The following is a 23,880-nucleotide window of genomic DNA, read 5'->3' on the forward strand; positions in this document are numbered from 1 at the left end:
CCATGAGCAGCTCAAGCTTTAACGACGCAGCAATTGACGCAGATTCAGGCCCGACAGCATCAGCACGCCAAAGTAAAGCACGGCGGCACCAACCATCATGGCTGCCAGCAGACCTGCGCGCAGCAAGCCATTGCTGCGCAAGCCCACCCAGTCGAAGTGCTGACTGCCCCAGAGCAGCAGCACCGCCAGCAAGGCACTGGCCGCAATCACCTGCATGATGAACTTCAACCAGCCCGGCCTGGGCTTGTAGGTACCGCGACGCAACAAGCCCGTGAGCAGCCAGCTCGCGTTGACCAGTGCAGCCAGACCGATGGACAGGGCCAGCCCGGTGTGCTTGAGCCAGGGCACCAGCACCAGATTGAGCAACTGCGTAATCACCAGCACCACGATTGCGATCTTCACGGGTGTGCGGATGTCCTGGCTGGCGTAGTAGCCGGGGGCCAGCACCTTGATGGCCACCAGGCCCAGCAGGCCGGCGCCGTAGCCCATCAGCGCCAGGGCAATCTGCCCCACATCGCTGTCATGCAAGGCACCACGATGGAATAGCGTGGCCACCAGCGGCGTGGCAAAGGTCAGCAGGCCCACGGCGCAGGGCACGGCCAGCAGCACGACCAGGCGCAGACCCCAGTCCAGCATATTGGAATAGCGCTCGCCATCACCTGCCGCCTTGGCTGAAGCCAGCTGCGGCGTCAGCACCACTCCCAGAGCCACGCCCAGCAAGGCCGTGGGAAACTCCATCAGACGGTCGGCATAGAACAACCAGGTCACGCTTCCGGGCGCCATATAGGAAGCTATCTGGGTGTTGATCATCAATGAGACCTGGGCCACCCCTACCCCCAGCAGCGCCGGCCCCATCAGTGCCAGGATGCGACGCACACCCGCCTCGTCCCAGGCTGCGCGAATGGCTGCGTACGAGAAGCCTATGCGTGGCATCAGCCTCATGGAGCGCAACGCAGGAATCTGCACCGCCAGTTGCAGCACGCCGCCCAGCATCACGCCGCCAGCCATGGCATAGATGGGTTCTATGCCCTGCTTCTCGAACCAGGGGGCTCCCAGCAGAGCCGCCACGATCATGCTGATATTGAGCAGCACGGGCGTGGCTGCCGACACCGCGAACTTCTTCCAAGTATTGAGAATGCCTGCCGACAGAGCCACCAGCGACATAAAGCCGATATAGGGGAACATCCAGCGCGTCATCACCACGGCTGCGTGATAGCCGTCGGGTGACTGGCGCATGCCGCTGGCCAGCAGCCAGACCAGCAGCGGTGCGCCGATCACGCCCAAGACGCAGACCACCAGCAGAGCCCAGAACAGCATGGTCGCGACATGGCTGATCAGGTGGCGCGTGGCCTCCTCGCCATCCCGGGTCTTGCTCGCAGCCAGCACCGGCACAAAGGCCTGGCTGAAAGCCCCTTCGGCGAACAGGCGCCGGAACAGGTTGGGAATTCTGAAGGCGACATTGAACGCGTCTGTGAGGGCATTGGCTCCAAACATGGAGGCCATGAGCAGATCGCGAACCAGCCCCGAAACACGGGAGGCCAGCGTCATCAGGGATACGGTGGAGGCGGCTTTGAACAGTGACACGCAGCGAAGTGTATGCGTTCATGCCAAGCGCTGCAGGCTGATTTGCGGCGCTTTTCACTCTGTAGCAATCCAGCGATCTCAAACCAGACACGGCCCAACACAGAGACATCGAGCAAGGGCCTTGGCGGCCCCGCCGCCCCGCCGCGAGGATGTCGTCCCCCTTAAAGGGGGAAGCGGCAAAGCCGCACAGGGGGTGATACAATCCACGGTTTTGCTGACATCATCCTCAGACACACAAGGAAATAAATCATGGCAACTAAAGCCAAAAAGAACCCCCGCCTGGCTTCTGGCCGCAAGCGCGCCCGCCAGAACGTCAAGCTGAACGCCGCGAACACTTCGCTGCGTTCCAAGTACCGTACTGCTGTCAAGAATGTCGAGAAGGCTGTTGTGGCCGGCGACAAGACCAAGGCAGCCGAACTGTTTGCCAAGGCTCAGTCCGTGATCGACGCGATCGCGGACAAGGGCATCTTCCACAAGAACAAGGCAGCTCGCGACAAGAGCCGCCTGTCCGCCAAGGTCAAGACCCTGGCTCTGGCTGCTTAATACCAGCCTCCCTCAAGCACGGATGACTTCGGTCGTCTGCCGTTTGTAACGGGTGCGCTGTCAGCAAAAACATCAAAACCGCCTCAGGGCGGTTTTTTTGTTGCCTGTGCCCGACATGACTGCCTCATCAAGGCATGCACAGACCCGCCTCACGCCTAGCACAAAGCGCCCTAATACGAATTGATTAGCGTCAGTTTTTGACTTCCCTAGGACAATCCCCAGGTCGGGGAGTCTCATGTCTTTTATAGGACTTGCCCCGTATCTTCGCAAAAAGCCTGCCGCCTGCCCGCAGGCTTTTTTGATAGTCAAGTCTAGAAAAAGTCATGAAAAAGTCGATCAAAGCAGGACTGGGAGCCGTTGCGGCCCTGGTCCTGGCCGCGCTGTTATTTTTGTTTTGGCCAATATTCCCTCGCTCCGTGCCCAAGGCCGAGAACGAGCAGCCCGTCGATGTGGTGATGGTAGGCGCCGGCGTGATGAGCACGACGCTGGCCACCTATCTGCAGGAACTGCAGCCCGACTGGAAGATCGAGGTCTTCGAACGCCTGGACGGCGTGGCCCTGGAAAGCTCCAACGGCTGGAACAACGCCGGCACCGGCCACTCCGGCTTTGCCGAGCTCAACTACACGCCCCAGCTGCCCGACGGCAGCGTGGAAACCAAGCGTGCCGTGAGCATTGCCGAGCAGTTCGAGGTGACGCGCCAGTTCTGGGCCCACCAGGTCGGCCGCGGCCACCTACAGTCGCCCGAGACTTTCGTGAACGCCACGCCCCATATGAGCTTCGTCTGGGGTGATGACAACATCGCCTTCCTCAAGAAGCGCCAGCAGGCCCTGGTCCAGAACCCGCTGTTCTACGGCATGGAGTACTCCGAAGACCAGGCACAGATCAAGAAGTGGGCCCCGCTGATGATCGAAGGCCGTGACCCGGCCCAGAAGATCGCCGCCACCTATATGCCCCTGGGCACCGACGTGAACCATGGCGTCTGGACCGAGCAGCTGATGGCCTCGCTCCAGAAGAGCCCCAACTTCCAGCTGCACCTGCAAAGCGAAGTCACGGCCCTGCGCCAGAACACCGACAAGACCTGGAACGTGACCGTGGCCGATCTGGCCAAGGGCGGCCAGGAAAAGACCGTCAAGGCCAAGTTCGTCTTCGTCGGTGCCGGCGGTGCCGCACTCAAGCTGCTGCAGGCCTCGGGCATCCCCGAATCCAAGAATTACGCCGGCTTCCCCGTGGGCGGCCAGTTCCTGGCCATCGAGAACCCCGAGCTGGCCAAGCGCCACGACGTCAAGGCCTACGGCATTGCCTCCACCGGCTCGCCTCCCATGTCCGTACCCCATCTGGACGCCCGCCAGCTCGACGGCAAGCCCGTGGTGCTGTTCGGCCCCTTTGCACTGGCCACCACCAAGTTCCTCAAGAACGGCTCCTGGTGGGACCTGTTCTCCTCGGTCACCCATGACAATCTGATGGGCATGCTGCGCGTGGGCATCCACAACCTGGACCTGGTCCAGTACCTGATGCAGCAGGCCGAGCTGACCGACGCAGACCGTCAGGCCGTACTGGCCCAGTACTTCCCCGAAGCCAAGCGCGAGGACTGGAAGCTGGTCACCGCCGGCCAGCGTGTGCAGATCATCAAGCGCGATCCCGAAAAGGGTGCCGTGCTGCAGTTCGGCACCGAAATCGTTGGCTCGGAAGACGGCAGCATCGCCGCCCTGCTGGGTGCCTCGCCCGGCGCCTCGACCGCTCCCCACATCATGCTGAACCTGCTCAAGAAGTCCTTCCCCGAGCAAATGGCCAGCGCCGGGTGGAAGGCCCAGATCCAGCAGATCGTGCCCTCCTACGGCCGCAAGATCAACGAAGATGCCGCCTATACCAACGAGATCCGCCGCATGACCAGCTCGGCCCTGAAGCTGCCCTATGTGGATGTCCCTGTCGACCTGGGCAAGAAGGCCGAAGCGGCTCCCGCGCCTGCCGTAGCTCCTCAGAACCCCACCCAGCTGAACAAGGAAATGCAGGCGCTCTAAGCCCGGCACTCCCCGCACCGGCCCCGCCGGTGCCCGCCCCGCCGGCCTGTGCCGCGCGGGGTTTTTTCTTGCCAAGCCCCAGCGCTTGAGGTTGCGCAGCCTTCTTTTTTCCATGCACCAGCCACTGACCCATGCACCGATAGGCCGCGCCCTGCTGCGGTTTTCCCTGCCTCTGTGGGGCGGCTATGTGCTGCAGTCGCTCAATACCTCGGTCAATGCCTTCTGGATCGGACGCCATCTGGGCGAGAGTGCGCTGTCTGCAGCCGTGCATGCCAACAATCTGCTGTTTGCGCTGATTGCTCTGGTGTTCGGCATCAGCCAGGCCGCCAATCTGCTGGTGGCTCAGGCCGTGGGCGCGGGCCGCTGGGCCCTGGCCCGCCGCATCACAGGCACCAGTGCCAGCCTGTTTCTGGGCATGTCCCTGCTGATGGCCGCCCTGGGCTGGCCGCTGGCCGTCCCCATGCTGGGTGCAATGGGGGCCGAGCCTGCCACCACCGCACTGGCCGTGGACTATCTGCGCGTGCTCTTTCTCGCGCTGCCGCCCATGCTGCTGCTGATCTTCGTGGCCGCCGTGCTGCGCGGCACAGGCGACAGTCGCACGCCTTTCGTGGCCCTGCTGGGCGTGGCCCTGGGCGATGCCTTGCTCAACCCCTTGTTCATCTTCGGCGCCGGCCCCCTGCCAGGCCTTGGCATGGCGGGCTCGGCCCTGGCCACCCTGGTGGCCAACAGCCTCGGCCTTGCGGGCCTGCTGGCCTGGCTGCGCTGGCAGCGCCTGCCGCTGTGGATAGGCTGGCGCCAGCGCCGCCATTGGCGGCCTGTGCCTGAGCTGCTGCGCTGCCTGGTCATCAAGGGCCTGCCCATGGGCCTGCAGATGCTGCTGGTCTCACTCTCCCTGGTGCTGATGCTGACCCTGATCAACGCCCATGGCGCCCAGGTTTCGGCCGCCTACGGCGCGGCCCTGCAGCTGTGGGCCTATGTCCAGATGCCGGCCATTGCCGTGGCCTCGGCCTGCACCACCATCGCCGCCCAGAACGTGGGCGCCGGCCACTGGTCGCGCGTGGCGCGCACGGCGCGTGCCGGCGTGGCCTGCCACCTGTTGCTGACCGGCGCCTGCGTGGCCCTGATTCTGGCCTGCGACCGCTCCGTGCTGGCCCTGTTCCTGCCCGAGGACAGTACGGCCCTGGAGCCTGCACGCCACCTCAACCGCATCGTGCTGGGCTCGTTCATGCTGCTGGGCGTGAGCTGCGTGCTGGCCGGTGTGGTGCGCTCCACGGGTGCGGTGCTGGCGCCCCTGGCCATCCTGGCCCTGACGCTCTGGGGCCTGCGCCTGCCTCTGGCCTGGGGGCTGCAGCCGCTGTGGGGGCAGGATGCGCTGTGGTGGAGTTTTCCGCTCAGCGCGCTGGCATCCATGCTGCTGTCCATCGCCCACTACCGCTGGGGCCCATGGCGCCGGTCACGGCTGCTGGACGGCACGACAGCGCAGAGCTAGTCCCGCTGCACACAGATACAAAAAAAGCTTCCCGTGGAAGCCTTTGTCGTTTGCGCGGCGCCTCTTGGCACCTAAAAATCACTTCTTTCCGGCTGGCAGCTTGTCTGGCAGCAGGCAGGCCTCGGCCACTTGCAGATCGTTGTCCTTGGCGAAGTTCAGGCAGAAGTCCCAGGCCATGGGCTCGTAGTCGCGCAGATCCCGGTTGATGACCACGCATTTGGTGCCGTTCATCACCGTAGGCACGCACCAGGGAGAGTAGCTCAGATGGCTTCCGGCGCAGGCACCACCAGGGCGAAACTGACTCATGACCCCGGCCAAGCGCTCGGCCCAGTCGCTGGGTCGAAAGGTTTTTCCGGCATGGGTCATACCCATGATGAACAGTTCTTTGCTGGAAGGGGTAACCATCAAATATTCGCCAAAAAGATCCGGCAACCAGGCGGGATCCCCGCCAACATGCCTAAACAAGCATTCTAACTCTTGTATAAGAGCCATGCTGTCAACCCCACAATGGCGTAGGTTGATTGCATGGCAGCGATGCGCAATCCGCAATGTTGGGGTTATCCGGGCACTCTAGAATCAAAGCTCTCATTTTTCAGGCGCCACCGTGCGCCGTTGACCTTCCTTCTCAGGAGATTCTTGCAATGACCGCTTTCATCGAGGCAGCTTCGCCCCACGTTATGCCCACTTACGGCCGCGTACCCATCGCGCTGGAGCGCGGCCAGGGCTGCCGCGTTTGGGACGTGAACGGCAAGGAATACCTGGACGCGCTGGGCGGCATTGCCGTCAACACCCTGGGGCACAACCACCCCAAGCTGGTGCCTGCCCTGCAAGAGCAGGTGGCCAAGCTGATCCACACCAGCAACTACTATCATGTGCCCGGCCAGGAAACCCTGGCCAAGCTGCTGACCGAGCGCTCGGGCATGACCAATGTGTTCTTCTGCAACACCGGCCTGGAAGCCAACGAAGCCGCGATCAAGATCGCCCGCAAATACGGCGTGGACAAGGGCATTGCCAAGCCCGAAATCGTGGTCTATGACCATGCTTTCCACGGCCGCTCCATCGCCACCATGAGCGCCACGGCCAACCCCAAGGTACGCAACGGCTTTGGCGATCTGCTCGCTGGCTTCACCCGCATCGCACCCAATGATTACGAAGCCCTGATCGACGCGACCGAAGGCAATCCCAACATCGTCGCCATCATGATGGAGCCCATCCAGGGCGAAGGCGGTCTGCACCCCATGCGCGCCGACTATCTGAAGAAGGTGCGCGAGCTGTGCGATGCCAAGGGCTGGCTGCTGATCATGGACGAGGTGCAGGCCGGCATGGGCCGCACCGGCAAATGGTTTGCCCACCAGTGGGCCGGCATCACACCCGATGTGATGACCCTGGCCAAGGGACTGGGCTCTGGCGTTCCCGTGGGCGCCGTAGTGGCGCACAAGGCGGCTGCCGAAGTGCTCAAGGCAGGCAACCATGGCTCCACCTTTGGCGGCAACCCTCTGTCCATGCGCGCCGGGGTGGAAACCATCCGCATCATGGAGGAAGACGGCCTGCTGGCTCATACCACTGAAGTAGGCGAATATCTGAAAGCTAAACTGCAGGCTGAACTGGGCAGCCTCGAAGGCTTCGTCGAAGTGCGCGGCCAGGGCCTGATGATTGGCGTGGAGCTGACCAAGCCCTGTGGCGAGCTAATTGGCCAGGCCGCAGAAGCCGGCCTGCTGCTGAGCGTGACCGCCGACACCGTGATTCGCCTGGTGCCGCCGCTGATCCTGAGCAAGGCCGAAGCCGACGAAATCGTCGCCAGGCTCAAGCCCCTGGTTCAAGCTATTCTGGCTGCCTGATCCTCCAAGGAATTCCGCATGAAGCATTACCTGCAATTTAGCGACTTCACGGCAGATGAATACGACTACCTGCTGGAACGCGCCGCCCTGATCAAGAAAAAGTTCAAGGGCTATGAAAAGCACCACACGCTGATCGACCGCACCATGGCCATGATCTTCGAGAAGGCCAGCACGCGCACCCGCGTCAGCTTCGAAGCCGGTATGTACCAGCTCGGTGGCTCCGTGGTCCACCTGACCACGGGCGACAGCCAGCTGGGCCGCTCCGAGCCGATTGAAGATAGCGCACGCGTCATCAGCCGCATGACCGACCTGGTCATGATCCGCACCTTCGGTCAGGACAAGATAGAGCGCTTTGCCCAGTACTCGCGCGTGCCCGTTATCAACGGACTGACCAACGAGTTCCACCCCTGCCAGATCCTGGCCGACATCTTCACCTTCATCGAGCACCGCGGCTCGATCAAGGGCAAGGTGGTGGCCTGGGTGGGCGACGGCAACAACATGGCCAACACCTGGCTGCAGGCCGCCGATCTGCTGGGCTTCACGGTCCATGTCAGCACGCCCGGCGGCTACGAGGTGGACGAGCAGCTGGCCTTCAACGGCAAGCCCGTCAACCCCGGCTGCTACAAGGTGTTCAAGGACCCTCTCGAAGCCTGCAAGGGTGCCGATCTGGTCACCACCGATGTCTGGACCAGCATGGGCTACGAGGCCGAGAACGAAGCGCGCAAGAAGGCTTTTGCCGACTGGTGCGTGGACGCCGAGATGATGGCCTCGGCCAAGGCCGATGCCCTGTTCATGCACTGCCTGCCCGCCCACCGCGGCGAGGAAGTGGAAGCCGAAGTCATAGACGGCCCTCAATCCGTGGTCTGGGACGAGGCTGAGAATCGCATGCATGTGCAAAAGGCGCTCATGGAGTACCTTTTGCTGGGTCGCGTGGACTGATGGCGAAGACATCGGTGCACGCGACGGCTCGCCAGAGCCAGCATGCGATTCGGGCGCAGGCTCATACCCGCTTCGCGGGTGTGAAGCGGCAGCATGCCGCGTGCCAAAGCCAAAATCGCATGCATGTGCAAAAGGCGCTCATGGAGTACCTGCTGCTGGGCCGCCAGCCAGGCTGATTCGGCACGTCCGGGCTCATCTGCATACCACCACACCCATGCACCTGAGCCACATCACATCCCCACACCGCCAGCGGGCCCTGCGCCAGCTGGCGGTGTTTCTGTTTCCGCTGCGCCCCATCCACGGGGATGTCCGCTACGGCCAGCGCGGCGGCCTGCTGGCGCTGCGCCAGCCCCATATGGCACGCCACACGCGCGTGCCCTCCTTCTTCGGCCCGCGCAAATCCTTTGCCGCGCGCGTGCGTGCACTTTATGTACGCATCCACACCTTCTATCTGAAGTTTCTTCAAGGCCATACCTAGTGGCCCAGGCACCGGAAGCCGCAGGCAGCCCTGCGTGCCGGCTTCTCCTCCAGACCTCAAAAAGCCGTCCTTGCCCAAGGAGGACGGCGCGACCCCGATGCCTGAATCCTTGAAGAAACACGATGTCCGAATCCGTCCACCCCTGCCTGAACTGTGGCGCCTGCTGCCAGAACTACCGCGTTGAATTTTCCATTTACGAGCTGCAATCCATGGGCGGCACCGTTCCCGATGAGCTGGCCCATGAAGTGCCCGGCAAGGGCAATCGCGCGCGCATGAACGGCACGGAACGTCACCCGGTGCGCTGCGCGGCGCTGCGCGAGCTGCCCGAGGTGGGCGCGGGCTGCATAGGCTGCGGCATCTACGAGCAGCGCTCGCGCCCCTGCCGCGACTTTCCGTTTGCCTCCTACGGCTGCCACGACACGCGCGAGAAGTTCGGCCTGTCGGCACTGAGCGATGAGGAAGTCCAGCCCTGGCTGGAAGCCGCCTGAGCTTTCGGCAAGCCCGCAAGCACTATCGCTACCAAATAAAAAGCTGCCTGCGCTTGCCAATCAATCATTTCAGATACAAAAGTATCTGAAATGTATAGATAGCAAGCGCAGGCAGCTATGTTTTTACAAGGAGGACTGTGTCCGCTTCAGGCCTTGCGCGTATCCGAGCAACTGTCGCCGCCACAGGCGCTGCAACCGCCGCAGCTGCCGCTCTTGCCCGCAGGCGCCAGCGAAGGATGAACCCGCGTCAGCTTGCTGCGCAGACCGGCGGGCATGAAACGCCAGGCCAGCGACACGGCGGCCACCAGCACGATGGCGCCCACTATCAGTTCCTGCCACATAGACAATCCTTTCTCAGCCCCAGCCCAGGGCCACGGCGACGCGATAGGTCACAAAGCTGGCCAGATAGGCCAGAGCAAACAGATAACCGGCCATCAGCAGCGGATAGCGCCAGCCATTGGTCTCGCGCTTGACCATGGCCAGCGTGGAGATGCACTGGGGCGCAAACACAAACCAGACCAGCAGCGACAGCGCGGTCGCCATTGACCAGCTGCTGGCGATCAGCGGGCTCAGCTGCTGGGCCATGGCGTCATCGCCCACGGCCGACAGCGCATACACCGTACCGAGCGCACCCACGGCCACCTCGCGTGCGGCCATGCCGGGCACCAGCGCAATGGCGATCTGCCAGTTGAAGCCGATGGGCGCCAGCACCACTTCCAGCGCACGGCCGATCTGGCCCGCGAAGCTGTAGCGAATCGCGCCTTCGGTCACGCCCTCGGGAGCACCTGGGTAGCTGGAGAGGAACCACAGCACGATGCTGACGGTCAGGATGATGCCGCCGACGCGGCGCAGGAAGATCATGGCCCGCTCGTACAGGCCCAGCACCAGGCTGCGCAGGCTGGGGATGCGGTAGGAAGGCAGCTCCATCAGCAGCGGCGTGCGGGTCTTGACCTTGGTGGCCAGCTTGCCCACCCAGGCCACGGCCATGGCACTGACGATGCCGCCCACATAGAGGGCAAACAGCACCAGGCCCTGCAGATTGAAGAAGCCGGCCACGGTCTGCTCTGGGATGAAGGCTCCGATCAGCAACGTGTAGACGGGCAGGCGTGCCGAGCAGGTCATCAGCGGCGCGATCATGATGGTCAGCAGACGGTCGCGCCAGCTGGAGATCGAACGCGTGGCCATGATGCCGGGCACGGCACAGGCAAAGCTGGACAGCAGCGGGATGAAGGAGCGTCCGGACAGGCCCACGCTGCCCATGATGCGGTCCAGCAAAAAGGCGGCGCGCGGCAGATAGCCCGAGTCTTCCAGCACCAGGATGAAGAAGAACAGAATCAGGATCTGCGGCAAAAAGACCACCACCGAGCCGCTGCCGGCAATCACGCCGTCCACCAGCAGGCTGCGCAGCACGCCATCGGGCATCACGCCATGCACCCACTGGCCGAAGTCGCTGACCAGGCCTTCGATGCCGTCCATCAGGGGCTCGGCCCAGCTGAACACTGCCTGGAACATCAGGAACAGCGTCACCACCAGCAGCAGCGTGCCCCACAGCGGGTGCAGCACCACGGAGTCGATGCGATCATCACGCTGCGTGGGAGCCGCGGGCTCCTGCACGGTCTGGCGCATGATCTCGGCCACCTGCTGGTGCAGGGCCAGCAGCTGGGCACGCGAATTGCTGCCCGTCACGGGCTTGAACTGGCCTTCGAGCGTCGGCGCCTTGAGCTGCCTGGCCTGCTCGCTGTCCAGCCAGGCCAGCAAATCCTTGGCGCCGGACAGATGCACGCCCACGCTCTCCACCACGGGCACGCCCAGCAGCTCGCTGAGCTTGGCCTTGTCGATGACCAGTCCCTGACGGCGTGCCATATCGCTCATATTGAGCACCACCACCATGGGCAGGCCCAGGGCGCGTGCCTCCAGCACCAGACGCAGGTTCAGACGCAGATGGGTGGCATCGGTCACGCAGACCAGCAACTCGGGCGGCGCTTCGCGCGGGTGCTGGCCCTTGACGATGTCGCGCGTGATGCGCTCGTCCTCGCTGTGCGCATCGAGGCTGTAGGTGCCGGGCAGGTCCAGCACGCGCACGCGGCGCTTGCCGGGCGTGCTCAGCCAGCCTTCCTTGCGCTCCACGGTCACGCCCGCGTAGTTGGCCACCTTCTGGCGGGCGCCGGTCAGCAGATTGAACAGCGCCGTCTTGCCGCAATTCGGGTTGCCCAGCAGCGCAGCGCGCAAGGGCGCCTGCTCCACGGCTTGAGGACTCATCATGGTGATCTGGGATTCGCGCACGTTCATGCTGCGGCCTCCAGCTGCACCAGCACCTGGGACGCCTCGTGGCGGCGCAGCGCAAACGTCGCCTGGCCTATGCGCACGGCCAGCGGGTCGGGGCCGGGAAAGCCGGTGGCGACGACGCGCACGGACTCGCCGGGCAGAAAGCCGATTTCCATGAGTCTGAGCAGCAGGTTTTCATCCTCGCCTTCGGAGGAAGCCAGATCCACCACCCGGGCTGGCTGATTCACCACCAGCTGATCCAGGCCCATGATGGGCCCGGTTGCGGCGGCCATGGCTGCAGCGCTGGAAGATGACACGCCGGATTCAGACGCTTGAACAGGAAAAGCATTCATGGACGAAGTAACTGACACTGCCTCAGACCTCGCCGAGGGGGACTGCAAAGAACTCATAGCGCATTATTAATTGATTTTGATTCTCATTTTCCATTTACTGTAGGCGATTGGTGCACAACGGTGGCGAATTGGCACCAGCAGCATGGACTTTTGGGCGGGTATTGAGCGGCGCGGTTGACAAATCTGCGGCCCGGCACAACCAAAGGGTTTGCACAGCTGCGAAAATCGCCGCCCCACCGGAAAAATTCCGCCTCTCCAATGACCCATCCCTGCCTTAGCTGCGGCGCCTGTTGCGCGTCCTTTCGTGTCGATTTTTCCGTGCACGAGTCCCAGGAGCATGGGGGCAGTGTCCCCGCAGGACTGGTTGAGGAAGTTACCGACTACACCTGCCGCATGCGCGGCACGGACTGGGCCAGGCCACGCTGTGCAGCTCTGGTGGGCAAGGTGGGAGAGAAGGCGTACTGCGGCATTTATGAATGGCGCCCCTCCCCTTGCCGGGAGTTCGCCGCGGGTTCGGACGCCTGCAACCGCGTGCGCCAGCGCCACAATCTGCCTCAGCTGGAAAGCGGTCTGATCTAAGAGTCCCGCAAGATACCGGGATCAGGCGTCCTGCTCGATCAGCACCACGCCTATATTGTCCTTGCCGCCTGCGGCATTGGCCGCCTCGATCAATGCCTCCTGCAACCGCGCCAGCGGCAGGTTTTCATCGAACAGGGAGGCAAGGCTGGCGTCACTCAGCATATCGGTCAGGCCGTCCGAGCACAGCAGGATGCGGTCACCCTGCTGCAGCGGCCAGTGGTTCAGCTCCGGCTCCACCTGGGGCATCACACCCAGCGCTCTGGTCACCAGATGGCCGTAGCGCGAGGTCCTGGCATCGGCCTCGCTGATCAGGCCGGCATCGATATCCTGCTGCACCAGCGAATGGTCGCGCGTCAGGCGCTGCAGCCGGCCGGCACGCCAGGCATAGGCCCTGGAGTCGCCCAGATGGGCAATCAGCACTTCGCTCGCCAGCACCAGGGCGGCCACCACCGTGGTGCCCATGCCGCTGCAGCCGGGCGTGGACTGCGCGGCGGCATAGATGGCCGTATTGGCCATGTGCAGGGCGTCCGTCAGCTCGCACTGTGCTGCCAGCATGGATTCATCGGCTGCCGGACCGTGCTGCACGCTGGTCGTGATCAGCTCCACGGCCATGACGCTGGCCACCTCGCCCGCGTTATAGCCGCCCATGCCGTCGGCCAGCACGGCAACCGGCCAGGGCCTGGCCTGCGGCTCCAGCCCCACCGAGTCTTCGTTATTGCTGCGCTGTCGACCCATGTCTGCACGCCCCACCATGCGTACGGCCGGCCAGACTCGGGATGGGCTAGAAGCTGCTGCGGATGGCATGGAAGATGGGATGGGGGTCAGGTTCGCGAAAGCATTCAAGCGTAACGCAAGTCACCTTCTTGTGTCGGTCGAAAAGAGCCGTTTTGCACTTGTTAACCAAGCAAAGGCGCAATTTTGTTCAATACCTGGAAAAGCCAAGGACTCAGACTGGCGACCTCTTGTTTCAGGTTTGTCCATGCTTTCTTCTGTTCTGGCCATGGCCGGATTTGCACTGGCCGGCGCCATCACGCCAGGGCCGGTGAACGTGCTGGCCCTGCGCCATGGCAACGGCCGCGCTGGCGCCGCCTTCTGCTATGTACTGGGAGCCAGCCTCAGCTACGCCGTCATCGTCTGGCTGATGGGCCAGAGCGGGCAATGGCTGCTCAAGCAGCCAGAGCTGCTGCGCTGGGCGCCGCGCGTCTGTGCTCTCTATCTGCTCTGGCTGGCCTGGCAGCTGGCCAATGCCCCCGGGACCCATGGCCGGGCGGCCAGGGAGAGCGCCCCCGCATCACTGCCGGCCGGTCCAGGCGGAGCGTTCGTGCAAGGCATTGCCATTCAGAGCCTCAACCCCAAGGCCTGGCTGGTGGCGCTTTCGGGCATCGGCATGTTTGTCGCCCCGCTGGCCGCGCAGCAGGTCTCGCTGCCAACCGCCTTGCTGCTGTTTTGCAGCGTCTCCTTGCTGGCCTGCCTGCTCGGCGTTGGCTGCTGGGCCGCGCTGGGCCATGCACTGACCCGGTGGCTGAGCACGCCCCTGCGCCAACGGCGGCTGAACCAGGCCCTGGCCATGGTGCTGGTGGCAAGCGTGGTCAGCATGCTGGCATGATGAGGCCGTCATGCCAGCCCCCAGTCACCATTTCCACCGCCACCCGGCCCTGCCCTGGGCCGAGCTGCGCATCAGCCGCCAGTCCTGCTACAGCTACCGGCTGCATGCGCACGCGCAGTACTCCATAGGCATCGTGGATGAGGGCGAGACCCTGTTTCTGCATGACGATGGCCCCGAAGCATTGAGCGCTGGCAGCGTGGTGCTGATCGAGCCCGGCCACTGGCATGCCTGCAACCCCGAGACATTGCAGCCCTGGTCTTACCGCATGCTGTTCGTGCAGGCCGACTGGGTTCATGAGCGGCTCGGCGTCGGCGGCCTGCGCTTTGCACGGCGCGCGCTGCACAAGCCAGAAATCTCGCGCTGGGCAGACCGTCTCTGCCAGCCGCTTGCCGGCAGCGCCACGGATGCGCAGCTGCGGCAGCACGAGCAATCGCTGACGGATTTCCTGCAGCTGCTGGGCCGTGCCGCCGACTCCCCTGCCCCAGAGCCCCAGCCGCCCGATGCCGTCCTGCCTGCGCTGCAACACATGCACCGCAGCCCCGAAGACGACACCAGCGTCCAGGCCCTGGCCCTGCGCTGCGGCATGAGCCCCAGCCGTTTCATCCGCCGCTTCAGGGCCGTCACCGGCGTCACGCCCGGGGCCTACCGCCTCAACCTGCGCCTCAATGGCGTGCGCCACCTGCTGGCCCAGGGCGAGCCCCTGGCCTCGGTCGCTCAACAGATGGGCTTTGCCGATCAGGCCCACATGCAACGCGCCTTCAAGGCCCATCATGCGCTGACGCCCGGCAACTACGCCGGCATGCAGCGCTAAGCCGGCCGGGTCAGGGACATTCGCCGCCACGCCGCCGCAGCCGGTCATTCGCGGGATACTTGCCGCTTCGATTTTTCGCACGCGCAAGTCAGCAATGGCCAACTTTGACAGTATTCAGCAACGCGAGACAGGCCTGCAGCAGCACCTGAACTCGGCCCAGATGACCATGATCGCCATCGGTGGCGCCATCGGTACCGGTCTCTTCATGGGCAGCGCCTTTGCCATCGGCTTTGCCGGCCCCAGCGTGCTCATCAGCTACGCCATCGGCGCCTTCATCGGCCTGCTGCTCATGGGATGCCTGGCCGAGATGACCGTGGCCCACCCCACCTCGGGCTCCTTCGGCGCCTACGCCGAGCACTACATCAGCCCTCTGGCCGGCTTTGTGGTGCGCTATGCCTACTGGGGTGCCGTGGTGCTGGCCGTGGGCATGGAGGTCACGGCCGTGGGCAAGTACATGGCCTACTGGTTCCCCAACGTGGAGCAATGGGTATGGGTGGCGCTGTTCTCGGCCCTGCTGGCCGCCGTCAATGCCACCAGCGTCAAGGCCTTCGGCCAGGTCGAGTACTGGTTCTCCATGGTCAAGGTGATTGCCATCGTGGCCTTCATCCTGATCGCTGCCTATGTGGTCTTCGGCACCCGACCCGAGGGTGTGGGTTTCGACAACTACTTTGTCGATGGCGGCTTCTTCCCCAACGGCTGGTGGGGCACCTGGGTCGGCGTGATCGTGGCCATCTTCAGCTATCTGAGCCTGGAATCCATTGCCATTGCTGCCGGCGAAGCCCAGAACCCCAAGCAGGCCGTGACCCGCGCCTTCCGCACCACGGTGCTGCGCCTGGTGCTGTTCTATCTGCTATCGCTGGCACTGATGCTGGCCGTCGTGCCCTGGAGCCATGCGGGCACGGACAAGAGCCCGTTCGTCAAGGTGATGGAGATTTTGCAGATCCCCGGCGCGGCCGCGGCCCTCAACTTCGTGGTGCTGCTGGCCTCGCTGTCGGCCATGAACAGCCAGCTCTACGTCACCTCGCGCATGATGTTCAGCCTCTCGCGCGGCGGCTATGCCCCCAAGGGTCTGAGCAAGCTCAGCAAAAGCGGAGTGCCGCTGGGCGCGATTGCCGTCTCCTGCCTGGGCATGGCCGTGGCCATGGTGCTCAACGTGCTCAAACCCGAGCAGTCGCTGGAGCTGATGATGTCGATCGCCATGTTCGGCGCCATGTTTGCCTGGTTCATGGTGTTCGTGACCCATCTGTTCTTCCGCCCACGCTGGCAGCGCGAACACCCGGGCCAGAAGCTGGAGTTCCGCATGTGGGGCTTTCCCGTGCTGACCCTGGTAGGCGCCTTGCTGATGGCGGGCGTGATCGTCACCACGCTGTTTACCAAGGAGTTCCACACCACCGTGCTGGTGGGCGTGCCGTTTCTGATCGTGCTGGTGCTGGTCTATGCTCTTTGGTATAGAAAGAAGAAGGTGGCCCCCTGAGGCGCTAGCGCGCCTTCCCCCAAGGGGGACGACAGCCTTTGCTGCGGGGCGGCGCGGCCGGCCCCGGCCCTTGCTGGCTGTCCCGCACTCGGGCCTGTTATCGATCAAGAGTGACCGAACCCATTCATACACACCATGACACGCCAGATCTGGGATATTTCTCCTGCCATTCATCCTGCCGCCCCGGTGTTTCCGGGCGACACGCCCTATAGCCAGGAATGGGTAGCCAGCATTGGCCCGGGCTGCCCGGTCAATGTCAGTGCCATTCATCTCTCGCCCCATGTGGGCGCGCATGCCGATGCGCCGCTGCACTACGATCCGCAGGGCGCAGCCATCGGCGCCGTCGATCTGGACGCCTTTCTGGGCCCCTGCCGCGTGATCCACGCCATGGGCTGCGGGCCGCTGATCGAATGGCGTCACATAGCGCACGCCATCGATGCCGGCCTGCCCGCGCGCGTGCTGGTGCGCACCTACGAGAAAGCACCCACCGGCTGGGATGCCGAGTTGGCCGCCTATGCCCCCGAGACCGTGCAAAAGCTGGCCGACCTCGGCGTTAAGCTGATCGGCATAGACACTGCCAGCATAGACCCTGCCAGCAGCAAGAGCCTGGACAGCCATATGGTGATCCGCCAGCGCGGCCTGCGCGTGCTCGAGAACCTGGTGCTCGATGAAGTGAGCGAAGGCGACTATGAGCTGATCGCCTTGCCGCTCAAGCTCACCGAAGCCGATGCCTCGCCAGTGCGCGCCGTGCTGCGCAGCCTGCTCTGAAGCGCTTGGCGCAAAGAAACCGATGTCCTCGTTGCAAGGCGGCCGGGCCGACCCGGTCTCGGACACAATGGGCGAATTCGAGTCCAGCCATATTTGAATCAGAACCGGCTCTGACGTAGACACAATCATCGTCAGTAGCTATCAAAATGAGAGAAAGAAGACAATGACCACTTTGCAAGACTGCCAGGCTCTGGATGCCCAGGAGCCGCTGCGCGCGCTGCGCGAGCGCTTTGCCCTGCCCCAGGGCGTGATCTACCTGGACGGCAATTCCCTGGGCGCCCAGCCCAAGGCCGCCGCCGCGCGCGCGGCCGAAGTGGTGGCGCAGGAATGGGGCCAGGACCTCATCACTTCCTGGAACAAGGCGGGCTGGATCACGCTGCCCGAGCGCCTGGGCAACCAGTTCGCCCCCTGGCTGGGCGTGGGCCAAGGCGAGCTGGTGTTCACCGACACCACCTCCATCAATCTCTACAAGGTGCTGAGCGCTGCCGCGCGCATCGCCCGCGAAGATGCGCCCGGCCGCAAAAAGCTGATCAGCGAGCGCAGCAACTTCCCGACCGATCTCTATATCGCCCAGTCCGTCTGCCAGGAATACGGCCTGGAACTGGTGCTGCTCGAACCCGAGGAAATCGCCGGCGCGCTGCAGACCGATGTGGCGATCTCCATGCTCACCCATGTCAACTACCGCACGGGTGCCATGCACGATATGGCAGCCGTCACGGCCGCCGCCCATGCCAAAGGCATTCTCTGCGTCTGGGATCTGTGCCACAGCGCAGGTGCCGTGCCCGTGGACCTCAAGGGCGCTGATGCCGACTTTGCCGTGGGCTGCAGCTACAAATACCTCAACGGCGGCCCCGGCGCGCCGGCCTTTGTCTGGGCGCATCCGCGCCTGATCAACCGTTTCTGGCAACCGCTGTCGGGCTGGTTCGGCCACGCCGAGCCCTTCAAGTTCGTGCCCGACTACCACCCCGCCCAGGGCATACAGCGCTATCTCTGCGGCACCCAGCCCATGATCAGCATGAGCGTGCTGCAATGCGGTATCGACATCTACACCGAAGCCGAGGCTTTCGGCGGCATGGCCGCGCTGCGCAAGAAATCGCTGGCGCTGACCGATCTGTTCATCCAGCTCGTGGAAGAGCGCTGCCAGGGCCACGGCCTGGGTCTGGCGACACCGCGCGAGCATGCGGCACGCGGCTCCCAGGTCTGCCTGACCCGGGAAGAAGGCCTGGGCGTGAACGGCCAGGGCAGCGGCGCCTACGCCATTGTCCAGGCGCTGATTGCACGCGGCGTGATCGGTGATTTCCGCAAGGGCGACGGCGGCACGGGCAGGCACAAGGACATTCTGCGCTTCGGCTTCACGCCGCTGTATGTGGGCTTTGCCGATGTCTGGAATGCCGTCGAGCATCTGCGCCAGGTGCTGGAATCGGGCGAATGGCAACGACCCGAGTTCAATACCGTACACGCCGTGACCTGAAGCAGGCACCGGGGGCGGGCCGGGCGAGCTCCGATCAGGCCCGCGCCCAGCTCCAATTGAGCACGCCCATCAGCGCCACGGCGGCCAGGTCCAGCATCAGCACGCTTCGCTGCACCCAGCGCCGCTGGTCAGCGCCCTGCGCCAGCAACTGCACGGCCATCTCCACCTTGCCGGGCGAAGCCATGAGCAGCAGCGAGGCACTGACGTTGTGCACCGCCATGAATGGCAGCAGCGGCGCGCCCAGCGCATGGGCGATCTCGGCCTGCGTGGCCGCAAACATGGCATTGGCCCCGGTGTTGGAGCCGGTCACGAAGCCGCCCAGCGCGCCCACAAATGGTGCGGCCAGCAGATACAGCGGCCCGCTGCGGGCCAGTGCCTGCGCCAGTTGCGCGGCCATGCCCGAAACCGCCATCAGCACGCCCAGCACAATGAACAGCGCCGTGACCGGCGCCACCTGCAGCCAGGAGCGCCAGACCTTTGCCAACGATGGGCGCGCCGGCCGGCCTCGCGTGAAAAAAACCGCCGCTACCAGCAGCCACAGTCCCGGCGAAGCCAGCCCATGCAAGGCAGCGGGCAGATCCAGGGTGCGCAGCAGCGCTGCCGCCGCCAGCACGCCGCCCAGCAGCAACGCATAGGCCGCCAGCGCTCGCCGTCCCGGTGCACTCAGGGGCGGCTTGTCCGCGTCCGCTTGCGACACGCGCAGGCGCAGGCGCAGCAGATGCCAGCCCACCACCAGCAACGCCCCCAGCGCCCCCGCGGGTGCCGTGCCGGCCAGGGTATTCATCAGAGCCACGGCCGCCGTCAGCAACAGACCCGACAGCAGGCCCTGCAGCAGAGCCGGCCAGCGACGGCCCGGCGCACTCGCCAGAGCCGCCGCCGCCATGCCGATGATGACAAACGGAATCACGCTGACCAGGGCCGAAGCCTGACCCAGCTCCTTGAACGGCAGACCCGCCATGGTAGCCGCCACCAGCGTCCCCGGCCCCATGGAGCCCCAGGGCACGGCGCAAAGGCCCAGCAGGCCGATGAGCCCCACCTTGCGCGGCGGCAAGCCGAAGTGCGCGAGCAGCGGAATGCCTATGGTCACGCCCACGCCAAAGCCGGTGACCGACTCGGCAAACGGCGTGATGCCATGCACCACCAGCAGCACGGCGCCCGTGCCGCTGCCGGCCCTGGCCAGCAGCCAGTCGGCCAGAGCCTTCTGCGCTCCCGACGCGCGCAGCACCTCGGACAGCAGCAGCCCGCCTGCCACGATCAGCAACACTTCCAGCAGCACCGGCGCCCAGTGCATGCCGGCGGCCAGCCATGCTGAAGCGGGCTGCGCAAAGGCTGCGGCAATCACCAGCAGCGCCACCGCCACGCCCAGCGCTGCGGCATGCAGCGAGCGCCAGCCCGCCAGCAGGACGGCGATGACGGTGGCCACGGGCAAGGCACTGATAAACATGTACATTGCATTCATCCTCGAAAAATAATTTCCTATACGCAAAATTATTTTCTCATAGGAAAATTTTCAACACAAGCACAGACGCCATGACAAGGAGCCAGACTTGAACTCCACCACCGCATCGCAGGCATCGGAGCAGGATGCGCTTTTCGGCGCCGCCGTCCGCGCGCGCCGCGCCCAGCTGGGCATCACACTGGATCAGCTGGCCCAGGCCAGCGGTGTTTCGCCGGGTGCGCTGTCGCGCGTGGAGCGCGGCCTGCTGGCCACCAGCCTGCGCAATGCCATGGCGATTGCACAGGGCCTGGGCTGCGAGCTGGGCGAGTTGGTGCAAAGCGCGCCCAGCGCGCAGGTCACGCGCGCCGGCGAGAATCTGCGCTTTGTCGACGAGGCCAGCGGCGTGGAGCGCCTGGCCCTGGCCAGCCCCAGCGCAGGCGTGAATCTCGTGCATTACCGCTTTCCGCCGCATGCGGTCTCCAGCCATTTCGCGGCCCATCGCGCAGGCACGCGCGAGGTCTTTCACGTGCTCGAAGGCAGCATCGAAGTCTTCACCGCCCAGGAGCAGGTGCTGCTGCATGCGGGCGACACGGCCACTCTGGTGGTGGACAGCGAGCACCGGCTGGCCAACGCCTCGGGCCAGCCCGCACGCCTGCTGCTGCTGGTGCTGTCGCCGCCGCTCTGAAGCGCTGCCGCCTGTCGCCTCTTGCCTGTCGCCTCTTAATAGGCGCTGTCGGCCAGCGAGGCCCAGAGGTGCGCGGCCACCAGCGCGCGCCAGGGCTTGAACTGTTCCAGCCAGTCGCTGGCGGCACGCGCATCGGGTTTGTCGCCACCCGTGAGCAAGCCTATGGCCCGGCGCACCGCCACATCGCCGTGCAAGCTGCCGTCGGGCCAGCCATAGCCGCGCAGCAAGGTGTAGTTCACCGTCCACGGCCCGATGCCCTTGACCTCCAACAATTGCGCCGAGGCAGCGGCCACATCCTCCTCGCTCCAGCGCCCGGCGGCGCTGCGGGCGGCCCAGTCGTCCAGCGGCAGCCGGCCTTCGGCAACGGCCTGGGCCACGGCCAGCAGGGTCTGGGCCTTGGCCTGGGAAAAGCCCGCGCCGCGCAGTGCGTCCAGCCCCAAGGCCGCCACGCGCTGTGCATTGGGATAGGCGTGCAGGGCCGGCATGTCCCCGTCTTGCGCCAGCGGCTCGCCCGCCAGCGCGATCAGCTTGCGCCGCAGCGAAACGGCCACGGCCACCGTGATCTGCTGGCCGGTGATGGCCCAGGTCAGCGCCTCGAAGGGTGTGGGCGAGCCGGGCACATGCAGGCCGGCCTGGCGCGACAGCAGCGCGCCCAGCTCGGGGTGGTCGCCATGCGCCAACTCCAACTGGTCGGGCGCGTAGATCAGCCCCAGCATGCGTTTCACCATGGCCTGCAGCGCGGCCCGGTCTGCCTCGGCCGGCTCTGCGTGCGGCGCATGCAGGCTGGCCTGCACCTGTCCGGTCTGCCATTGCAGCTGCAGCAAGGCGGGACTGCGCTTCCACATGATGGCCTTGTGCAGGCTGTGCGCACCGGCATCGACCCGCTCAGCCAGTTGCTGCTCGTCGCGATCATGGAAATGCACGAATTCATCGAAGCGGTAACGCGCGGGCAGGACAATGGAGACTTCAAGCAGCATGCGGTTTTCTATCACAGGGGCAACGTCGGAGCGTGCCCGCGCTTCATTCATTAAATTCATAGCTGCTATCGCCCATCAATCAACGATTTCAGATAAATATCCATCCAAAAACGCATGATTAGCATGCGATAGCAGCTCTCTTTAAGAGAGCTTGAGTTGGGCCTGCTGGGCCTCGCGCAACAGCAGCGCACGCTTGCGCTCCACACCCCAGCGATAGCCCGAGATGCTGCCATCGTTGCGCAGCACACGGTGACAGGGCACTGCCACTGCAATCGGATTGGCCGCCACCGCGCTGGCCACGGCCCGCGTTGCGCTGGGCTGGCCCAGCTGCCGGGCCAGTTCGCTGTAGCTCACGGTCTGGCCGGCCGGAATGCTCTGCAGCGCCTGCCAGACGCGCTGCTGAAACGCCGTGCCCTGAATATCCAGCGGCAGGGCCAGCCCCAGCCTGGGCTGCTCCATCAGGGCCACCACCTGGGCCACGGTCTGTTCATACTGGGCGTCGGCCCCGATCAGTTGCGCCGCCGCAAAACGCTGCTGCAGATCGTCCACCAGCGCATGGGGATCATCGCCCAGCAGCACGCAGCACACGCCCTTGTCGGTGCTGGCCACCAGCAGGCTGCCCAGCGAGCATTCGGCCAGGGCAAAGCGGATACGCTGGTCCTGGCCGCGCCTGCGATAGGACTGCGGCGCCATGCCCAGCATGGCCGGGGCGTCCTTGTAGAAGCTGCTGCTGGCTTCATAGCCGCTCAGATAGGCCGCATCGGTGACCGACTCGCTGGCCTCCTGCGCCAGCGCGGCACGCACATGCCTGCCGCGATGGGCCTTGGCATAGGCCTTGGGCGTGAGCCCCGTGGCGCGCTTGAAGTTGCGGTGCAACTGCCAGGGACTGAGCCCGAGGCGCTGAGCCAGCTCCTCCAGCCCAGGCATGGGCTCTTCGCTCTCCAGCCAGCGGCAGCACTGGATCATGCGCTCATCTGTTTGCGAATTTGCAGTGGCGGCGAAAGGCAGAGGACTGGGCATGGCGTGAATCTCGGCTGAGTGCGTTTTCTGTCATCGGTCTGTGACTGTCCCGACTTTACGCAAAGCTATGGCAGCTTGCATCCACGTTCTTGCAGGCTTTGTGTGCCCGGATTCGGTTACGCTGCGCGCACTGACCTATCAAAGATGATTTGACCATGACGAATGAATCCTCCGGTTGCCCCCTGCATGGCGGCGCAGCCATCGTCCGCGACGAGAAAGCACAGCTCGACTTCAGCCGTGACATGAGCTATGGCGACTATCTGCATCTGGACCAGATTCTCACGGCCCAGCATCCGCTGTCGCCCGCCCATGACGAGATGCTGTTCATCGTGCAGCACCAGACCAGCGAGCTGTGGATGAAGCTGATGCTGCACGAGGTGCGCGCGGCTACGGCAGCCATTGCCAATGCATCGGGCGAGACCAAGCCCGATGCCTTCAAGATGCTGGCGCGCGTCTCGCGCATCATGGAGCAGCTGGTCAGCGCCTGGACCGTGCTGTCCACCATGACACCGCCTGAGTACTCGGCCATGCGCCCCTATCTGGCCAACTCCAGCGGCTTCCAGAGCTACCAGTACCGCTGCATCGAGTTTGCGCTGGGCAACAAGAACGCGGCCATGCTCCAGCCCCACGCCCACCGCAGCGATCTGCTGGCCCAGGTGCAGGCCGCCTACGAATCGCCATCGTTGTACGACGTGGCCCTGCAGCTGCTGGCCCGCGAAGGCATCGCCGTGCCTGCCGACCGCCTGCAGCGCGACTGGACCCAGCCCTATGAGGCCAGCGAGGGCGTGAAACAGGCATGGATCACCGTCTACCGCGATCCGCACAAGCACTGGGATCTGTACCAGCTGGGAGAAAAGCTGGCCGATATCGAGGATGCCTTCCGCCTCTGGCGCTTCCGCCACCTGACAACGGTGGAGCGCGTCATCGGCTTCAAGCGCGGCACGGGCGGCACCGGCGGCGTGAGCTACCTCAAGAAGATGCTGGACGTGGTGCTGTTCCCCGAGATCTGGAGCCTGCGCACCGAGCTGTAGGCCGGTCATCAAGGCCATCGCCATT

24 protein-coding genes are annotated in these 23,880 nt (G+C 64.6%); 15 read left to right on the plus strand and 9 right to left on the minus strand.

What is annotated here, in order from left to right; genetic code table 11:
• Positions 1–18: 18 nt before the first annotated feature.
• Positions 19–1,584 carry a murein biosynthesis integral membrane protein MurJ gene (gene murJ / locus Cth01_RS17615; protein WP_034353558.1) on the minus strand — a complete coding sequence of 522 codons (1,566 nt, stop codon included), beginning with the start codon at positions 1,582–1,584 and terminating at the stop codon, positions 19–21.
• Positions 1,585–1,833: 249 nt separating this feature from the next.
• On the opposite strand from murJ, the gene rpsT reads away from it, so the two are divergent.
• The 3 genes from rpsT (at position 1,834) to Cth01_RS17630 (ending at position 5,634) form a co-directional block, all read left to right on the plus strand.
• Positions 1,834–2,127, plus strand: a complete 294-nt coding sequence (gene rpsT / locus Cth01_RS17620; protein WP_003052598.1) for a 30S ribosomal protein S20 — start codon at positions 1,834–1,836, stop codon at positions 2,125–2,127.
• A gap of 323 nt (positions 2,128–2,450) precedes the next feature.
• Complete coding sequence (gene mqo, locus Cth01_RS17625) at positions 2,451–4,145, plus strand: malate dehydrogenase (quinone) (protein WP_045839942.1); 1,695 nt, start codon at positions 2,451–2,453, stop codon at positions 4,143–4,145.
• Between the two features lie 112 nt (positions 4,146–4,257).
• Complete coding sequence (locus tag Cth01_RS17630) at positions 4,258–5,634, plus strand: MATE family efflux transporter (RefSeq protein WP_045839943.1); 1,377 nt, start codon at positions 4,258–4,260, stop codon at positions 5,632–5,634.
• Between the two features lie 78 nt (positions 5,635–5,712).
• On the opposite strand, the gene Cth01_RS17635 is transcribed toward Cth01_RS17630, so the two are convergent.
• The gene (locus Cth01_RS17635; protein WP_003052588.1) at positions 5,713–6,039 is read right to left on the minus strand and encodes a DUF3579 domain-containing protein; all 327 of its coding nucleotides are present in this window, start codon (positions 6,037–6,039) and stop codon (positions 5,713–5,715) included.
• A gap of 236 nt (positions 6,040–6,275) precedes the next feature.
• Here Cth01_RS17635 and Cth01_RS17640 point away from each other — a divergent pair, with 236 nt between their 5' ends.
• The 4 genes from Cth01_RS17640 to Cth01_RS17655 all read left to right on the plus strand — a co-directional run bounded on the left by Cth01_RS17640 (position 6,276) and on the right by Cth01_RS17655 (position 9,377).
• Positions 6,276–7,472 (plus strand): aspartate aminotransferase family protein, encoded by a 1,197-nt coding sequence (locus tag Cth01_RS17640; protein WP_034380459.1) that lies wholly within the window; start codon positions 6,276–6,278, stop codon positions 7,470–7,472.
• A gap of 18 nt (positions 7,473–7,490) precedes the next feature.
• On the plus strand, positions 7,491–8,411 hold the full coding sequence (gene argF / locus Cth01_RS17645) for an ornithine carbamoyltransferase (RefSeq protein WP_012839458.1): 921 nt from the start codon (positions 7,491–7,493) through the stop codon (positions 8,409–8,411).
• Between the two features lie 214 nt (positions 8,412–8,625).
• Entirely contained in the window at positions 8,626–8,889 is a 264-nt protein-coding gene (locus Cth01_RS17650) for a hypothetical protein (RefSeq protein ID WP_034353567.1), read from the plus strand.
• Between the two features lie 122 nt (positions 8,890–9,011).
• Positions 9,012–9,377 (plus strand): YkgJ family cysteine cluster protein, encoded by a 366-nt coding sequence (locus Cth01_RS17655; RefSeq protein ID WP_045839944.1) that lies wholly within the window; start codon positions 9,012–9,014, stop codon positions 9,375–9,377.
• A gap of 146 nt (positions 9,378–9,523) precedes the next feature.
• Here Cth01_RS17655 and Cth01_RS17660 read toward each other — a convergent pair whose 3' ends face one another.
• From Cth01_RS17660 to Cth01_RS17670, 3 genes are read right to left on the minus strand one after another with little or no spacing between them, the layout of a single operon-like run.
• On the minus strand, positions 9,524–9,718 hold the full coding sequence (locus Cth01_RS17660; RefSeq protein WP_003067100.1) for a hypothetical protein: 195 nt from the start codon (positions 9,716–9,718) through the stop codon (positions 9,524–9,526).
• Between the two features lie 13 nt (positions 9,719–9,731).
• On the minus strand, positions 9,732–11,666 hold the full coding sequence (gene feoB, locus Cth01_RS17665; protein ID WP_082085685.1) for a ferrous iron transporter B: 1,935 nt from the start codon (positions 11,664–11,666) through the stop codon (positions 9,732–9,734).
• Positions 11,663–11,995, minus strand: coding sequence for a FeoA family protein (locus tag Cth01_RS17670; RefSeq protein WP_045839945.1), 333 nt, complete (start codon positions 11,993–11,995; stop codon positions 11,663–11,665). Before Cth01_RS17670 ends, feoB begins: the two co-directional genes overlap by 4 nt.
• Before the next feature lie 258 nt (positions 11,996–12,253).
• On the opposite strand from Cth01_RS17670, the gene Cth01_RS17675 reads away from it, so the two are divergent.
• Entirely contained in the window at positions 12,254–12,574 is a 321-nt protein-coding gene (locus tag Cth01_RS17675; protein WP_045839946.1) for a YkgJ family cysteine cluster protein, read from the plus strand.
• Between the two features lie 21 nt (positions 12,575–12,595).
• Here the strand turns inward: Cth01_RS17675 and Cth01_RS17680 are convergent, their stop codons facing one another.
• Positions 12,596–13,327, minus strand: a complete 732-nt coding sequence (locus Cth01_RS17680) for a Stp1/IreP family PP2C-type Ser/Thr phosphatase (RefSeq protein ID WP_034380474.1) — start codon at positions 13,325–13,327, stop codon at positions 12,596–12,598.
• Positions 13,328–13,553: 226 nt separating this feature from the next.
• Between Cth01_RS17680 and Cth01_RS17685 the strand changes: the two genes are divergently transcribed.
• From Cth01_RS17685 to kynU, 5 genes are all read left to right on the plus strand, one after another.
• The gene (locus Cth01_RS17685) at positions 13,554–14,180 is read left to right on the plus strand and encodes a LysE family translocator (RefSeq protein WP_045839947.1); all 627 of its coding nucleotides are present in this window, start codon (positions 13,554–13,556) and stop codon (positions 14,178–14,180) included.
• Between the two features lie 10 nt (positions 14,181–14,190).
• Complete coding sequence (locus tag Cth01_RS17690; RefSeq protein WP_045839948.1) at positions 14,191–14,991, plus strand: AraC family transcriptional regulator; 801 nt, start codon at positions 14,191–14,193, stop codon at positions 14,989–14,991.
• Between the two features lie 94 nt (positions 14,992–15,085).
• Entirely contained in the window at positions 15,086–16,465 is a 1,380-nt protein-coding gene (locus Cth01_RS17695; RefSeq protein ID WP_034391411.1) for an amino acid permease, read from the plus strand.
• A gap of 135 nt (positions 16,466–16,600) precedes the next feature.
• Positions 16,601–17,233 (plus strand): arylformamidase, encoded by a 633-nt coding sequence (kynB, locus tag Cth01_RS17700; RefSeq protein ID WP_045839949.1) that lies wholly within the window; start codon positions 16,601–16,603, stop codon positions 17,231–17,233.
• A 163-nt stretch (positions 17,234–17,396) separates the two neighbouring features.
• Entirely contained in the window at positions 17,397–18,704 is a 1,308-nt protein-coding gene (kynU, locus tag Cth01_RS17705; RefSeq protein WP_045839950.1) for a kynureninase, read from the plus strand.
• A gap of 34 nt (positions 18,705–18,738) precedes the next feature.
• On the opposite strand, the gene Cth01_RS17710 is transcribed toward kynU, so the two are convergent.
• Positions 18,739–20,154: an L-lactate permease gene (locus tag Cth01_RS17710; RefSeq protein WP_034353596.1), complete on the minus strand. Its 1,416-nt coding sequence runs from the start codon at positions 20,152–20,154 to the stop codon at positions 18,739–18,741.
• Between the two features lie 97 nt (positions 20,155–20,251).
• Here Cth01_RS17710 and Cth01_RS17715 point away from each other — a divergent pair, with 97 nt between their 5' ends.
• A complete protein-coding gene (locus Cth01_RS17715) occupies positions 20,252–20,827 on the plus strand; it encodes a helix-turn-helix domain-containing protein (protein WP_034353600.1) in 576 nt (191 codons plus the stop codon).
• A gap of 35 nt (positions 20,828–20,862) precedes the next feature.
• Here the strand turns inward: Cth01_RS17715 and Cth01_RS17720 are convergent, their stop codons facing one another.
• Both Cth01_RS17720 and Cth01_RS17725 read right to left on the minus strand, forming a co-directional pair.
• A complete protein-coding gene (locus Cth01_RS17720) occupies positions 20,863–21,855 on the minus strand; it encodes a DNA-3-methyladenine glycosylase 2 (protein WP_052703383.1) in 993 nt (330 codons plus the stop codon).
• Positions 21,856–21,945: 90 nt separating this feature from the next.
• A complete protein-coding gene (locus Cth01_RS17725) occupies positions 21,946–22,824 on the minus strand; it encodes a methylated-DNA--[protein]-cysteine S-methyltransferase (RefSeq protein WP_052088300.1) in 879 nt (292 codons plus the stop codon).
• A 155-nt stretch (positions 22,825–22,979) separates the two neighbouring features.
• On the opposite strand from Cth01_RS17725, the gene kynA reads away from it, so the two are divergent.
• Entirely contained in the window at positions 22,980–23,855 is an 876-nt protein-coding gene (gene kynA / locus Cth01_RS17730) for a tryptophan 2,3-dioxygenase (protein ID WP_034380659.1), read from the plus strand.
• The last annotated feature ends 25 nt before the right edge of the window (positions 23,856–23,880 follow it).

The organism is Comamonas thiooxydans, from assembly GCF_000964545.1.
Lineage (GTDB): Bacteria > Pseudomonadota > Gammaproteobacteria > Burkholderiales > Burkholderiaceae_C > Comamonas > Comamonas thiooxydans.